The organism is Tellurirhabdus bombi, assembly GCF_021484805.1.
GTDB lineage: Bacteria > Bacteroidota > Bacteroidia > Cytophagales > Spirosomataceae > Tellurirhabdus > Tellurirhabdus bombi.
Window position 1 is genome coordinate 3,453,368 of sequence record NZ_CP090557.1, and the last position, 14,035, is coordinate 3,467,402.

The 14,035-nt window shown below is 50.8% G+C and carries 12 protein-coding genes; 6 read left to right on the top strand and 6 right to left on the bottom strand.

The genetic code is table 11. From position 1 onward, the window contains the following. A complete protein-coding gene (locus L0Y31_RS14710) occupies nt 1-1,323 on the top strand; it encodes a DEAD/DEAH box helicase (RefSeq protein WP_234733835.1) in 1,323 nt (440 codons plus the stop codon). 47 nt (nt 1,324-1,370) lie between these two features. Next, on the top strand, nt 1,371-1,802 hold the full coding sequence (locus L0Y31_RS14715) for a PH domain-containing protein (protein WP_234733836.1): 432 nt from the start codon (nt 1,371-1,373) through the stop codon (nt 1,800-1,802). Nucleotides 1,803-1,829: 27 nt separating this feature from the next. Here L0Y31_RS14715 and L0Y31_RS14720 read toward each other — a convergent pair whose 3' ends face one another. The 3 genes from L0Y31_RS14720 to cphA all read right to left on the bottom strand — a co-directional run bounded on the left by L0Y31_RS14720 (nt 1,830) and on the right by cphA (nt 6,316). After that, nucleotides 1,830-2,546, bottom strand: a complete 717-nt coding sequence (locus L0Y31_RS14720; protein ID WP_234733837.1) for an SDR family oxidoreductase — start codon at nt 2,544-2,546, stop codon at nt 1,830-1,832. A 140-nt stretch (nt 2,547-2,686) separates the two neighbouring features. Beyond that, nucleotides 2,687-3,592, bottom strand: coding sequence for a serine hydrolase (locus L0Y31_RS14725; RefSeq protein ID WP_234733838.1), 906 nt, complete (start codon nt 3,590-3,592; stop codon nt 2,687-2,689). Nucleotides 3,593-3,718: 126 nt separating this feature from the next. After that, nucleotides 3,719-6,316, bottom strand: coding sequence for a cyanophycin synthetase (cphA, locus tag L0Y31_RS14730; protein ID WP_234733839.1), 2,598 nt, complete (start codon nt 6,314-6,316; stop codon nt 3,719-3,721). Between the two features lie 168 nt (nt 6,317-6,484). Here cphA and L0Y31_RS14735 point away from each other — a divergent pair, with 168 nt between their 5' ends. Next, complete coding sequence (locus L0Y31_RS14735; protein WP_234733840.1) at nt 6,485-7,327, top strand: cyanophycinase; 843 nt, start codon at nt 6,485-6,487, stop codon at nt 7,325-7,327. 69 nt (nt 7,328-7,396) lie between these two features. Here L0Y31_RS14735 and L0Y31_RS14740 read toward each other — a convergent pair whose 3' ends face one another. Together L0Y31_RS14740 and L0Y31_RS14745 are read right to left on the bottom strand one after the other, a co-directional pair. Then, a complete protein-coding gene (locus L0Y31_RS14740) occupies nt 7,397-8,035 on the bottom strand; it encodes a YceI family protein (RefSeq protein WP_234733841.1) in 639 nt (212 codons plus the stop codon). Between the two features lie 152 nt (nt 8,036-8,187). Further along, a complete protein-coding gene (locus L0Y31_RS14745) occupies nt 8,188-10,881 on the bottom strand; it encodes a TonB-dependent receptor (RefSeq protein ID WP_234733842.1) in 2,694 nt (897 codons plus the stop codon). Nucleotides 10,882-11,152: 271 nt separating this feature from the next. On the opposite strand from L0Y31_RS14745, the gene L0Y31_RS14750 reads away from it, so the two are divergent. Together L0Y31_RS14750 and L0Y31_RS14755 are read left to right on the top strand one after the other, a co-directional pair. Further along, nucleotides 11,153-12,229 (top strand): sensor histidine kinase, encoded by a 1,077-nt coding sequence (locus L0Y31_RS14750; protein ID WP_234733843.1) that lies wholly within the window; start codon nt 11,153-11,155, stop codon nt 12,227-12,229. A gap of 73 nt (nt 12,230-12,302) precedes the next feature. Beyond that, the gene (locus tag L0Y31_RS14755; protein ID WP_234737180.1) at nt 12,303-13,052 is read left to right on the top strand and encodes a LytR/AlgR family response regulator transcription factor; all 750 of its coding nucleotides are present in this window, start codon (nt 12,303-12,305) and stop codon (nt 13,050-13,052) included. Here L0Y31_RS14755 and L0Y31_RS14760 read toward each other — a convergent pair whose 3' ends face one another. Further along, the gene (locus L0Y31_RS14760) at nt 13,053-13,490 is read right to left on the bottom strand and encodes a response regulator (protein ID WP_234733844.1); all 438 of its coding nucleotides are present in this window, start codon (nt 13,488-13,490) and stop codon (nt 13,053-13,055) included. It lies immediately after the preceding gene. 229 nt (nt 13,491-13,719) lie between these two features. On the opposite strand from L0Y31_RS14760, the gene L0Y31_RS14765 reads away from it, so the two are divergent. Further along, a complete protein-coding gene (locus L0Y31_RS14765; protein ID WP_234733845.1) occupies nt 13,720-13,923 on the top strand; it encodes a hypothetical protein in 204 nt (67 codons plus the stop codon). The last annotated feature ends 112 nt before the right edge of the window (nt 13,924-14,035 follow it).

Genomic DNA, 14,035 nt, shown 5'->3' on the forward strand with positions numbered 1-14,035 from the left:
ATGAAGAGTAACCAACCCATCGAACAGATGCTGTCGGGCTTGGGCATCACCGCCCTGAATCCCATGCAGCAGGCCGCACACGAAGCTATTTTGCAGGATAAAGACGTTTTTCTACTGTCGCCTACTGGCTCCGGGAAGACGTTAGGTTTCCTTTTGCCGTTGCTGCAATTGCTTCAGCCTGAGCAACGTGGGGTTCAGTGTCTTATTCTGTCGCCTTCCCGGGAGCTAGCCCTGCAAATCGAACAGGTATGGAAAAGTCTGCGAACAGGCTACAAAGTTAATGTTTGTTACGGCGGTCATTCGATGGCCACGGAAATTCAGAATCTGAGCAGCCCACCAGCGGTGTTGATTGGAACGCCGGGGCGTATCGCGGACCATATTCTCCGAAAAACGGTGCGGCTGGATGAGGTGCAAACCTTGGTTCTGGACGAATTTGACAAATCGCTGGAACTGGGATTTCACGACCAGATGGCTTTTATTATCGAGACGTTGAAAAACCTGCGCAAACGCGTTCTGGTGTCGGCTACGTCGGGTATTCAACTACCTGCTTTTACAGGTTTAGATGAGCCAATAACCTTAAATTTTATTCCGGAGGAAGTGGGCGAAAGCAGCCTGACCACCAAAATTGTTCTTTCGGACGAAAAAGATAAGTTGGATACCTTGTTCCGTTTGGTATGCTCGCTGAACTCGGAGGCAGCCCTGATTTTCTGCAACCTCCGCGAGGTAGCCGAGCGGGTCAGTGGCTTTCTGAATGAGCAGGGCGTATACGCAGCCTTTTACCACGGTGGTATGGAACAGGATGACCGGGAACGGGCTTTGATTCAGTTTCGGAACGGGAGCGTTTCATACCTGGTGACCACCGATCTGGCGGCTCGTGGGCTGGATATTCCCGAAATGAAACACGTGATTCACTACCAGTTGCCGCCGCACGAGTCGGAGTTTGTGCACCGCAATGGCCGAACAGCCCGAATGCACGCTTCCGGAACGGCTTACCTGCTGCTCTATCGGGAGGACACACGACCGGGCTACGTGCCGGAGGGTATCGAGGAGTTAGCACTTCCCCAACATTATAGATTACCAGAACCGCCTGAATTTCAAACGATTTACATTAGCGGTGGAAAGAAAAACAAACTGGCTAAAGGCGACATCGTCGGTTTTTTCTCCCAGAAAGGAGACCTGGAAAAAGGAGACCTGGGGCGGATTGAAGTAAAGGATTTTAGCTCGTTCGCCGCCGTAAAAAAAGCCAAAGTAAAGGCTTTGCTGGAGCGACTTAAAACCGAGAAAATGAAGGGAAAGAAGTATAAAATTGAGGTGGCTCGGTAGTGCTAATTGGGTTTTCGTTCTATTAAACTAAAAAAGTTGCCAACGTGATGAAGGTCTACAAAGCCAATCGGAAAGGATTTTTCAAGAACCTGATTCTAGCGGTTGGGCTTTTGTTGGTGACGATTATTATCCTGGATTCAGCTACGTTCCTGCAAAGTTCGTGGTTATTGTTGCCTTTACTCGCTCCACTTGGTCTGTTGCTCTGGATTTATGTTGATACCTACTACCAATTAGAGCAAACCAAGTTGAAGTACAAATCGGGTTTTCTGAAGGGTGAGATTGATGTCCTGCAAATCAAAGAAATCGTCAAAGGGAAGACCCTATGGGCGGGCTTAAAACCGGCTCTGGCGTCCAAAGGCTTGACAATAAAATACAATCGGTTCGATGAAATTTATATCGCTCCCGAAAATAACACTGATTTGTTGCGGGATTTGCTAGCGATCAATAGCCACATCGTCGTCAAAGAAGAAGGTAAGTAGCCCGGAGCAAGTTCCGGGCTAAACGGCTTATTTCCCGCCGGGTCGGGTAGGACGCACCTCGATTTTACTCGGAAGTGTCCGGGCGGGCATGTGAATGAGATCGGAAACGATCTGGCCAATGTCTTCGGGCTGGATTTTCCAGGCGTCTTTTTCAGTAGGCTGGTGGTTATCGAAATAGGTAGCCACGGAACCAGGCATGATGGTGGTTACTTTGATGCCTTCACTGCGCAGGTCCAGCATGATGGCCTGCGAAAAGCCGACCAGACCGAACTTGCTGGCGTTGTAAGCAGCGCCTTTCTCGAAAAAGTTGGTTCCTGCCAGGCTCGCAATCGTGATGAAATACCCTTCGGTTTCCTTCAGCGCATCCAGCGTGGCTTTGGCCGTGTAAAAGACACCCGTCAGGTTAATGTCAATGGTTTCCTGCCATTGTTCGGGCGTAAGTTCCTGAATAGGAGCAAAGTGTCCTACGCCTGCATTGGCGATGACGTAATCGAGCCGTCCCCATTGCTGAAGAGTAGCGGCTACGGCTTCCTGTTGCGAGGCCAGATCGCGAACGTCGGCAGCTAGTCCGAGGGCGGCATCTGGTCTTATTTTGTTCAACGAAGCGGCGGCTTCGTCGGCATTCTCCTTGGAGCGGCTGGTAATAGCGACGTTGATTCCCTGTTTGATCAGGACTTCGGCTACGCCGTAACCGATGCCCTTTGAGCCACCGGTGATGAGGGCGGTTTTGGTAATTTCTGCCATAAAAAACGAAATAAATTAAAAGCTCTTTTTTAGAACTTAGTCAATAAACCGCCGGTCAGGAGTAAAGTTTTGGCCGATCCGATAAAATAAAGCAGCGGTGGGGTTCTTCAGGAAGCCTAGTCCATTTTCAAACCTGAAAATTACTGAGTCACAAAGCGGTAGATTAACTCAGAAACCGAAGCCATGGCTTTCGTGGCGGCGCTGTCGTTCTTTAGGTCTTTGGATAAAAGAGCCAGCACGTACTGGCGGCCATCGGGTAAAATGACGAAGCCCGAGTCGTGATGAACGCCGGTGATGCTGCCGGTTTTGTGCGCTACCCGAACCTCTTTCGGCAAGTTTGCCGGAATAATCGAATTGAAGTGTTGATCTAGTAAAATTCCCGTCATGGCCTGGGAAGCTTCGGGACTGACGGCCTTGCCCGTGGCTATTTTCTCAAAAATCACCAACAGATCGTAGGCCGTGGTGGTATTGTTTAACCCCTGGGCGAAGGCTTTGGAGTCTTCAACTCCCCGCCGTACCTGGATGGTAGCGGCCCCCAGGTCGCGCATGGTCTGCGTCACTTTTTTGGCATCGACCAACTCAATGACCAGATTGGTCGCCAGGTTACTGCTCATAATAATCATTTCGTAGACCAGCGTCGATAAAGGAATTTTCTGGCCTATTCGATCGTAGAGCTTTGTTTCGCTGTCGGCTGCGCTCCCGAGCGTAAATGGACTCCCATCAACAATGCTGCGGAAGGTATTTTTAATGAGGATAGAGTCGGTCAGCGCCAGACGTTTTTCGGCGGCCTGTTTGTAGACCTCAATTAAAACGGGGGTCTTCATGGTGCTAGCCGCGTGGAAGGTTTCGTTTTCCCGAATTAAAAGCTGCTGTCCACTGCTCAAATCGCGAAAAGCAACGGCAAAAACGCCCTCCTGTTTTGCCAGGGTATCCTGAATTTGCTGACGGAGCTGCGCGATGGTTGCGCGTGATTGTCCAAATGTTGCCGTCAGAGCGGAAAGAAGAAATAAAAAAGAAGAAAATGCAATTAGTTTTTGCCGGTTCATTCAGTGATCAGGTTGGATGGGTTTCTGGTCGCTAAACTAGCCGAATATTTCGAAAAAAGCTTTTTGAGAAAGAGGCCATTAGCAATAATACCTATATACTGACTAATGGCCTCCGTTCGGAACAGGCTATACGCCGTCGAGGATTTGTTCGTCGCTGTAATTTTCTTCCAGTTCCATAAAACCAGAGATGATCTCAATGGATTTACTGATTTTCTCCGTCAGGTGGACAATGAGTGAACCCGCCTGGGCGTGTCGGATGGCGTAATCCAGGGCTTTGAGTTCTTCAGGAATAACCACCGTTGGTTTCGCGACCCTCGCGGCTGAAATGCCCTGTTGAATTAACTCAACGATGTTTTCCTCGGAGCGGCCCCGCAAATCTTCGTCCAGCCGAATGATGATTTCGTCGAACAGACCGGCGGCAACGATACCAACTTTGCGGGTGGCCGTCGTTTGGTTCAGGTAAGCACCGAGGGCACTCAAGCCATGCGGATTATGGGAGTAATCAACCAAAATCGTAAAGTCGTTGAATTGAAACAGATTCATCCGACCCGGCGTGTTGGAAGCCGACGGAATAAATGTTCGTAGACCCTGGGCAAGCTGTTCCACCGAAACCTGCTGACAATAAGCCCCTAAAGTGGCCGCCAGAATATTTTCAATCATGAAGGGAGCGTTGCCTCCGAAGGCGAGCGGAATGTTGTTTACCTGCTCCAGAAGAATACGGTCTGAGCCACTTACAAGCGTAATGTACCCGTTTTCCAATATAGCCGCTAAACCTCCCTGCTGGCAGTGAGCCAAAATGCGTTCGTTGTTGGGGTGAAGGCTGAACAACGCAATTTGGCAGCTCAACCGTTCGCGCATCGCGTAGGTATGGTCATTGTCCGCATTGAGAACGGCGTAACCATCCGGTTTCACGGTTTCGGGCAACACAGCTTTGACTTTCGCCATGTCTTCTACCGTTTGAATGCCTTTCAGGCCGAGGTGGTCGGCGGCTACGTTCGTAACAATCGCTACGTCACATTGGTCGAAGGCCAGGCCGGACCGCAACATTCCTCCGCGGGCGCATTCCAGCACAGCCGCTTCGACCAGCGAATCCTGCAAAATTTTTCGGGTACTACCCGGACCGGTGCAATCGCCTTCTTCAATGCAAAAATCGTCGATGTAAATGCCGTCTGTAGTGGTGTAGCCAACGCGGTAGCCTTTTTGCCGAATCAGGTGTGCCGCCAGACGGGTGGTGGTGGTTTTTCCGTTGGTACCCGTGACGGTCACCAGGGGAATGCGTGCGTTTTGCCCTTCCGGAAAAAGCATGTCCGCAATCGCCTGCCCGACATCCCGGGCTTTGCCTTCGGTGGGAGCGAGGTGCATTCGCAAACCGGGGCTGGCATTGACTTCAATGACGGTAGCACCCGATTTTTTCAAGGAAAGGCTGATGTCTTTGGCCATGAGGTCGATGCCGCAGATGTCCAGACCAACGGCCCGGGCTACCCGTTCGGCCATAAAGGCAATTTCGGGATGAATGAGGTCGGTGACGTCAACGGCGGTGCCTCCGGTGCTGAGGTTGGCCGTTTTCTTTAATTCCAGAACCTGACCCGCTGGTAGGACCGCTTCAAGCGTCAGGTTATTTTGGATTAAAATATGCTTTGTGCAATCGTCGATCTCAATTTTCGTCAGGAGATTTGTGTGGCCATTGCCCCGACGGGGATCGCTGTTGGCTTGTTCGATGAGGGCGGCCAGGGTTGACTGGCCGTCGCCGGTAACGCTGGCGGGTTTGCGGAGGGCCGCTGCACAGAATTTATAATTAACCACCAGTAAGCGGTAATCGTGACCGGAAATAAACTGTTCGATAATGACACGCCGGGAATTGGAACAAGTCTGGGCGGTATGGAAAGCGTGGCGCACTTCGTCGGCATTTTGAACATTTGTCGAAACGCCCCGACCGTGGTTGCCGTCCAGTGGTTTGATGACCAGGGGAAAGCCTACCTGCTCGATTGCTTCCGGCAATTCGTTTTCGTGCTGAACGACGGTTCCTACCGCAATCGGGATACCTGCCTGATCGAGCGTCCTTTTTGTTTCGGCTTTGTCGCAGGCAATGTCCACCGCGATGGAACTGGTCTGGCTCGAAATACTACCTAGAATGCGTTTTTGCCGGGCACCGTAACCAAGCTGGATGTAGAAGTCATCATCGAGTCGAATGTGGGGAATTCCTTTCCGGGCGCAGGCCTCGACAATGGCGGAGGTACTGGGACCGAGCCTTTCTGCCTCGCATAGTCGTTTTAATTCATCAATATCCTGCTGAAGATCATAAGGTTGGGCGTCAATCAGGGCCTGGGCAATCCGAACGGCGGCCTCGGCGGCAAACCGACCTGCCTGTTCTTCCTGATAGGCGAAAACAACGTTGTAGACCCCTACCGGGCCAGCGCCGCGTGTCCGGCCAAAACCAACCTCCATGCCGGCTAAGGTTTGAATTTCCAGGGCAATGTGTTCAATGACGTGCCCCATCCACGTGCCGGTTTTTACCCGGAAAAAGAAACCTCCGGGATGGCCCTCCGAGCATTCGTGGCTGTGAAGGGTGGGTAACAGTGCCTGGATGCGTTCGTAAAAACCATCAATCAGATTCGTGGGACGTTCTTCCAAATCTTCCAGATCGAGCTGCATGGCAACGAGTTTCGGATGCCGGATAGACCAATAATTAGGGCCTTGCAGAACACGGATTTCCAATAGTTTCATAAGGGTTTTGTTGTAGATGCAGGAGGTATTTTTCGACAGGGGGGATGTTCGTAAAGTTCTCGCCGGACGGGGCGTACGATTTATGCGTTTCGATTTTCTGTTATGCCGTTCAGATTAGATATTGCAACCCTATAACCGAATCGTGCCGGGACTTGTTATTAAAAAAGTATGAATATAAAAGGAACACTGATTGCTATAGGAGGAAACGAAGACAAAGGAACCGGTCGAAAACCGTTGCACGTGCAGGACACCGCCCATGATTTTGTAACGTCGGGCATCCTTTTTCGCGTTGTTTCCGAAATAAAAGACCCAAAAGCACCGATTGAGATCGTTACAACCGCTTCGAGCATTCCCGAACAGGTGGGTCCCCGGTATGTGCGGTCCTTTCGAAAACTAGGACATAAGTCTGTTAACGTGTTGACTATTAAAACGCGGGAAGAGGCGGATGATCCTGAGGTTTTGGCCCGGGTTGAGCAGGCTGGGTGCATTCTGTTTTCGGGGGGCGACCAGTTTAAGCTGACCTCGGTATTTCATGAAACGGCTTTTGCGGAGCTGATTCATAAGCGGTACATCAACGAACCCCTGGTTATTGCCGGAACGAGTGCGGGTGCCATGGCCATGACTGATCTGATGCTTTATCCGGGTGCCGATTCCGCCAGTGGGATGAATCCGAACGTCCCGCTATACGGGGGCCTTTGCCTGATTCACGATGCCATTATCGATACGCATTTTCTGGTTCGGGGGCGATTTCGACGACTGGCCATTGCCGTCTGTAAGTATCCCTCGCACATTGGCATTGGCCTGGAAGAAGATACGGGAATAATCGTTCGGCGAGGAAATGAGATTGAAGCCATCGGTTCGGGGCTGGTCACCATCATCGATGGACGTACCCTTCAGGAAGCCAACCCCACGGTGGCGCGGGGGAAACACGATATTTTTGTGGAGAACCTGCTGGTACACCTGTTACACCACGGCAATAGCTTCCGGTTAAAGAACATGAAGTTATCCTGAGCAACTAAAAAGCGCTGCGCCTAACCAAAGGTTACACGCAGCGCTCGCTTTAAGGATAAGTCAGAAGGCTTACATCGCTGATTTCTTAGCGACCAGTTTCAGGTCCAGCGTAAAATTGTCTTCGATGATTTTATCGGCGGCTGTTCCGATAACGGCTGCCCGGTATTTAATATCGTACGTGACGCGGTTCACCTCAATCTTGGCCATGGCTTCTGCGCCATCGCCGGAAACTTTCACGGTAGCGGGGAAGGTGATGGGACTGGTTTTTCCTTTGATCATCAAATCACCGGTAACCGTATAGTTTGGCTCGCCCGCCTTGCCTTTAAGCGGCGTAACCTTTGTAATCTTAAAGGTTGAGGTTGGGTTTTTTTCTACCCCGAAGAAGTCGTCGTTTTTCAGGTGGCCAACCAGACGCTGGCTGTTGTCGTTGTCGGCAATGGTGGTCATGTCTGCAACAAAGGTGCCTCCCACCAGTTTATTGCCATCCAGGACTAAATCCCCTTTTGACAGCTTGATTGTTCCCGTGTGTTCGCCGCCTACTTTCTTGGCGTTCCAGGTGAGGGTGCTTTGGGCCGGATCTACCGTGTAAGTGGCCGGTTTAGCAACGGTTTTTTTAGGTGTTTTGTCCAGAGTTCCAGCGTTGGCTAGTGGATTGGCTGAAATCAGCGCGAGGACTAAAAGTGGGGCAAAAAGTTGTTTGGTTAGCATAAAGCAGAGGTGAGTTAAAATGAAAGTGTCTTTCCTATAAGCAGGATAAATATATAGAATTAAAGCGGCCGAACGATGGGAGTTAACAAATCATTAACAAATGTTTGCTGTTCCCTTCATCCGGCCGCTTTCGTAAAGCAATTTTCGCAGGTTTATTGACGAGGACGTCCGCCGCCGCTACCCTGAGCTGGTGTGCTTTGCTGCTGCTGAACACCGCTATCGCCACCGCCACCGTCGCCTTTTACGTCGTCGTTGTTGATGGATTTTTTCCGGCGACCAAGGCTGAAGCCCGATCCGTCGAAGCTCATTTTACCCAGGCGGTAGCTGAAGTTCACCCGCACCCCCGCGTTGTACATGCTGTTTACACTGTACTGGTTGAGGATAGGAGAGGAGGATTCAGACCGTACCTTGAACGGATGGTTGAAGAAGTTTTCCGCCGATACGCCAATGGAACCGCGTTTGTTCTTGAAATCTTTCTTCACACCCAGGTTGTAGAAGGCGAAGCTGCCCTGGTAGCCCTGGAGGTTCACCTGCCGGCCACGACCGCCACCGAAGCCCTGGATACCCCAGCCATTCTTCAGCGTTACGCTCGTGAACAAGCGTCCGCCCACAACCCAGCCCGAGTTAGAGGCACCGTAGATAGGATCGGAATTGTTGTTGCTGATGTAAGCGTGGTACACGTCAACCCCACCGCCAAGCTGCCAGATCGAGAAGAGGGTCAGGTTGGCGAACAAGTTAGCCCCGTAGGCATTTTCCTTCCCAATGTTCAGGTACGTTGTGCGAATAACCTGCTGGTAGACAGGATTGGTTACCGACAGTGTATCTGGGCTCTGGATGTCGCGAATGCTCTGGATCGAGTTGTTGGTAAACCGCGCAAACAAGGTGGCGTTCAAATACACTTTCTTCACCTGGCCACTCAAACCTAGCTCGAAGTTGTCCGTTAGCTCCGGGCGGAGGTAAGGGTTTCCTTCGGTGATGTTCAGCGGGTTGGCGTTGTTGATGTTCGGGTTCAGGAACTGGATACCAGGCCGCTGAATCCGGCGGTTGTAACCCGCTTTGATGATTTTACCTCCCCGGATGCCTTTCGAAATGTTAAAGCTTGGCACAAAGGAGCCGTAGTCTGGAATTTGATCCAACTGGTCGGCGGGCTGATTCTCCGTGTTGGCGAAGCGGGCGTTAATCATGGTGTATTCGTAACGGCCACCGGCTTTAAACGTCCATTTGCTTTTCGAGGCGTAGGTATAGGCCACATAAGAAGCCACCACGTTCTGGTCGTAATCCAGGGTGTTAGCCGGACGGGTTTGGTCCTGAATAAATTCACCCGTGTCGCCCGAGGCCTGGAAATACTTGAAATCACTGTTCACATGGCGGAAAATTCCCTTGCCCCCGAACTCCAGCAACTGGGTGGCTTTGATGGGAGTCTGGTAATCGACCTGGATGGTTGACTCCTGGTTGTAGCTCAGGTTGTCGTTCCGCTGGCGGCTGGTGATGGTTTGCATATCAACGCCATTGAGAATATCGGCCACAAAGTTGTTGGTGTTGTTGTTGCGGCTATAAAGACCCAAAATGCTCAGCTCCTTGTTGGGCTTGTACGTTTTGGTATAGCTGACGTTTCCGTCGAACGTACCGGACAGGTTCTTCGATCGTACGTCACGAGCGCCCATGCTGGGTGGTCTGAACGACGAAAAGGTTTCCGTCAGCAGGTTGTTCTGCGTGTTGATGTTATTCCGGAATCCGTACCGGACACTGGCCGAAAGCGAGGTAGTTTTGTTAATGTCAAAATCCCAGCCCAACTGGTAGCTACCAAACTGGCCCTGCATCAGGGTGCTGGCCGACTGCGTAGTGGTGGTAATGCCCTGGTCGGAGAATGTGCTTTGCGTATTGGTGAAAGCGCCTTTCACATTGTACTGGGCGCGGCCAAAGCCACCGAGGTTGAAGCCCATTTTTCCCTGGCGGTAGCTGGCGTTCAAACCAAGGTTGGTTCCCCGGTTCCCCGTGCCGAGGTCCATGTTAAGCGTAGCGCCTTGCAGCGTATTTTTCTTGGTAATGATGTTGATGATCCCCGCAGAACCTTCGGCGTCGTATTTGGCGGAAGGGCTGGTAATGACTTCGACCGACTTGATCATGTCGGCAGGAATTTGCTTAAGGGCATCGGCCACGCTGGTCGCCACAATGGTGGACGGCTTGTTGTTGATCAACACGCGGACGTTGCTGCTACCGCGTAAGCTCACGTTCCCGTCGAGGTCAACCGAAAGCATGGGGACTTTCCGCATGATATCGGTTGCGTCACCGCCTTTGGAGGTAATGTCTTTTTCGGCGTTATACACCAACCGGTCTACCTTTTCTTCAATCAGGGCCGCCTGGCCAGTCACCGTTACTTCTTTCAGCATCCGAACATCGGATGAGAGCTGGACTAGTCCCACGTTGATATCCGATCCTTTTTCAATCTTGATCACGTTGGAGTTCTTCGCCTGGTAGCCGATAAACGAGTATTGCAGGCGGTAGGAGCCAGGTGCTAATTTAGTGAGGGAAAAACGTCCTTTTTCGTCGGCAGTTGTTCCATCAATGGGTTTGTTGGTTGCGGTATTGATTAGCGCAACCGTGGCGTATTCAACGGGCTTCTTGGTGGTTGAGTCCATCAAAATACCCGTAATTTTTCCGTTACCGCGTGGTTTATCATCTTCCGCCGTTCCAGGAATGAATGTTTTTTCCTGTTGACGCTGGCCCCCCTGGCCGGGGCGTCCACCGCCCGGAAAGCCGCCGGGACCGCCCATCGGGAATTGAGCCAGTGCTGGTGTGGCCAGCATGCCCGTAAGTAAAAAAATAGAAGGAAGAAATTTGTTCATGACTAATAATTCATAAGTGTGACCGAATCACTAAGTCAAAAGAACGTTTCTTTTTCGTCGGTACAAAATGGAATAGACCGAAGCAGAATGAACACCGACCAAAGCCCGCTTTTAACCGATAAATCCAATTCGAAATCTTCTCAGGGACTTTAGAGCGTTATTTATCGGTTGGAAACTGCAATTAGTCGGGAGATTCAGGCTATCAGAAGATTATACCTAGGATTTTAGGTACGAGGTTGTATTATTGTTTTTCATTTTTTAACGTAATGCAATGGCTTCTGTCTCTTTACGTCATCGGGTTCCGCTGCTGATTCATATCTTAGGTTGGGGCTTGCTAGGCTTTATCTTGCTTTTGTTACAACCTCTGACCTGGCGGATTACGTTGCCGCCCCAGTACTGGGTGCGTCAGGGCGTTTTGTTCTTTTTGCTGGTCTGTGTATTTTATATCAATGCGCGCAAGTGGGCACCAACCTACCTGCTGCGGGGCGATATTGGCTTGTATATATTGTTTGTGATCGGGGCGATAGTGGTAACCATGATCGCCGTTAAGGGAATAGAGCACTGGCTAAACCTGCCTGCGCTCATGGAGCGGGCTTTTCACCCCAACGGGCGGCTCGACCCCAAACCCAAATCGGGGATACGCTGGTTCGATACGTTTGTTTTTCTGGTGACGATTATGGTGGTGGGCATTAGCACGAGTGTGACGGCCGTGGAGAAATGGCAGCACGACGCCGAAATCCGTCTGGCCCTGGAGCAGCAGCGCGTCAGCACCGAGCTGTCGTTCCTGAAAGCGCAGATCAATCCGCATTTTTTCTTTAACACGCTGAATAACATTTATGCCCTAACGCTCATTGATGTCGATAATGCCCGCGAGGCGCTGCACCGGCTTTCGCGCATGATGCGTTATGTGCTCTACGAAACGCAGGCCAGTACCACGCTGCTGAGCAAAGAGCTGGCTTTTGTGCAGGACTATATTCAGTTGATGCAGTTGCGACTGACCGATAAGGTTACCGTTACCTTCGAACAACCCAGCCCCCTCCGGGACGTGCCGATTGCGCCGATGCTGTTGCTGCCCTTTGTGGAGAACGCGTTTAAGCACGGCGTTAGTGCAACGCACCCCAGCCGGATCTACGTGGGGATTCACCAGCAGAACGGAACCCTGGAAATGGACGTGCAGAATACGATGTTCCCCGAAAAGAACCAGTCGCTGGAGAAAAGCAGTGGCATTGGGCTGGCCAACACAAGGCGGCGGCTGGATTTGCTGTATCCGGAACGGTACGTACTGGTCGTGGATGAAAACCGGGAGGACAATGAATACCAGGTGCGCCTTCAGGTAAAGGTTAATTAGGACGAGTCGTTAATTTCGTTCAACTTTGGTGAGTCGACAGATCGTTGGCTCTGGATTTCCTAGCATTTTAGTTATGGCGTTGACTTGCATTGCCGTTGATGATGAGCCACTGGCTCTGGGGCTGGTTTGCGTTTTTATTGAGAAAACCCCTTTTCTGGAACTGAAAGGGCGCTATTCCAGCGCGGTGGAGGCACTTCAGGGCTTACACCAGAACCCCGTTGATTTGATTTTTCTGGATATTCAAATGCCGGACCTGACGGGCATTGAGCTGGCGCGGGTCCTGGAACGGGCGAAGGAAGGGAATGGTCCCCGGATTATTTTCACGACGGCCTACGATCATTTTGCGCTGGAAGGCTACAAGGTCGATGCGCTGGATTACCTGCTGAAACCCTTTAATTACGAAGAATTCCTGCGAGCGGCCAACAAAGCCAAGAATTATTTCGACCTCGTCAAGCGGGGAACGGCAGCTCCCGTGTTGGAAGCCGCCCGCCCGGTTGAGTCGGAAGATTACTTATTTCTGAAAGTAGAATACCAGTTGGTGCGCGTTGCCTTTAACGATATCTTATACATCGAGGGGCTGAAGGACTACGTAAAAGTGCACTTGTTAAGTCATTCGAAGCCTTTGCTGTCTCTGACGAGCTTAAAAGCCCTGGAAGAAAAGTTGCCGGCTCGCTTGTTCATGCGGGTACACCGGTCGTTCATTGTGGCGCTGGATAAGATCGAAACAGTGTCGCGGAATACGATTCAGATCGGAGCGGCTCAGATTCCGGTGAGTGATCAATACAAGGATGCTTTCAATCAGTTTATGAGCCGCTGGACGTAATCAGAGTGTTGGTGTTACTTTGGTGTTGGCGGGCACGCGGGCGAGGTCAAGCCAGAAAATCCGAATTTGGTGAATTAACTGCGAGAGCTCCGCGTAGCTGGCTGGTTTGGTCAAAAACGAGTTAGCGCCTAGTTCATACGATTGAATTACGTGTTCAGGTGCCGACGAGGTTGTAAACATAATAACGGGAATTGACCGGAAAGCCGGGTTTGCGCGCAGATTCCGCAGGGTCGAAAAACCGTCCATACGGGGCATATTCAGGTCAAGTAGAATCAGGGCAGGTTTTGCTTCTGATTGATCTAGTTTCTCTAATAATTCTACGCCATCAGCCGCGAAAACCATTTCGCAATCGAGCCAGTTTGTATCAAAGACTGACTTGACCAGGAAGCGGTCATCTTCGTCATCGTCAGCCATGAATATTTTAAATTTGCTGGGCATAGTCTATTAGGGGCAATTTTATCCTAAAGAAGTTACCTACCAAAGTTAGGGATTTTACTTTAAATAACACTTGATTAAGCGGAAAAACATTTACCTTCTGGCGCGTAAAAAGACGGGGTATGGGTTCGAAAAAACAACGAAGGAGAGCAGAGTTAAGCCGTTGTTAATTTACTTTTAACCTTGTTTTAATGAACCATGAGCAACTTGCAACGGCAAACAAGGAAAGCTTGTGAAACGGTTGAAACGGTTTTTGGGCCTTTATTTTGAACGCTGGTATTCCTTCCGGCGTACCTTCTATTTTATTAGCGTTCTGCTGGCTTTGTCGCTGTCTCTTGTGCTGTTGTATAGCTATCATTTTCGCCATTCTACGACCTCAGGCTTTCGCAAAAGCCCTTCGCCCGCCGCGCAAAAAGCGGATCGGTCTCATCAATAATTGGTTGGCGGTGTTTCCCTTTGCCGGTCGCTGATCAAGGCTCTATAAAGCCAGTATTTAGTTGGCAGAAGAGCGGATAAATGCTTTTATTTGTGGCAATTTTTTTGCATAT

What these genes read in the sequence shown, in the direction of transcription:
- L0Y31_RS14745 (WP_234733842.1), bottom strand. Translation starts at nt 10,881, where the DNA reads ATGAACAAATTTCTTCCTTCTATTTTTTTACTTACGGGCATGCTGGCC.
- L0Y31_RS14720 (WP_234733837.1), bottom strand. Translation starts at nt 2,546, where the DNA reads ATGGCAGAAATTACCAAAACCGCCCTCATCACCGGTGGCTCAAAGGGC.
- L0Y31_RS14725 (WP_234733838.1), bottom strand. Translation starts at nt 3,592, where the DNA reads ATGAACCGGCAAAAACTAATTGCATTTTCTTCTTTTTTATTTCTTCTT.
- L0Y31_RS14755 (WP_234737180.1), top strand. Translation starts at nt 12,303, where the DNA reads ATGGCGTTGACTTGCATTGCCGTTGATGATGAGCCACTGGCTCTGGGG.
- L0Y31_RS14735 (WP_234733840.1), top strand. Translation starts at nt 6,485, where the DNA reads ATGAATATAAAAGGAACACTGATTGCTATAGGAGGAAACGAAGACAAA.
- L0Y31_RS14740 (WP_234733841.1), bottom strand. Translation starts at nt 8,035, where the DNA reads ATGCTAACCAAACAACTTTTTGCCCCACTTTTAGTCCTCGCGCTGATT.
- L0Y31_RS14760 (WP_234733844.1), bottom strand. Translation starts at nt 13,490, where the DNA reads ATGCCCAGCAAATTTAAAATATTCATGGCTGACGATGACGAAGATGAC.
- cphA (WP_234733839.1), bottom strand. Translation starts at nt 6,316, where the DNA reads ATGAAACTATTGGAAATCCGTGTTCTGCAAGGCCCTAATTATTGGTCT.
- L0Y31_RS14715 (WP_234733836.1), top strand. Translation starts at nt 1,371, where the DNA reads ATGAAGGTCTACAAAGCCAATCGGAAAGGATTTTTCAAGAACCTGATT.
- L0Y31_RS14750 (WP_234733843.1), top strand. Translation starts at nt 11,153, where the DNA reads ATGGCTTCTGTCTCTTTACGTCATCGGGTTCCGCTGCTGATTCATATC.
- L0Y31_RS14710 (WP_234733835.1), top strand. Translation starts at nt 1, where the DNA reads ATGAAGAGTAACCAACCCATCGAACAGATGCTGTCGGGCTTGGGCATC.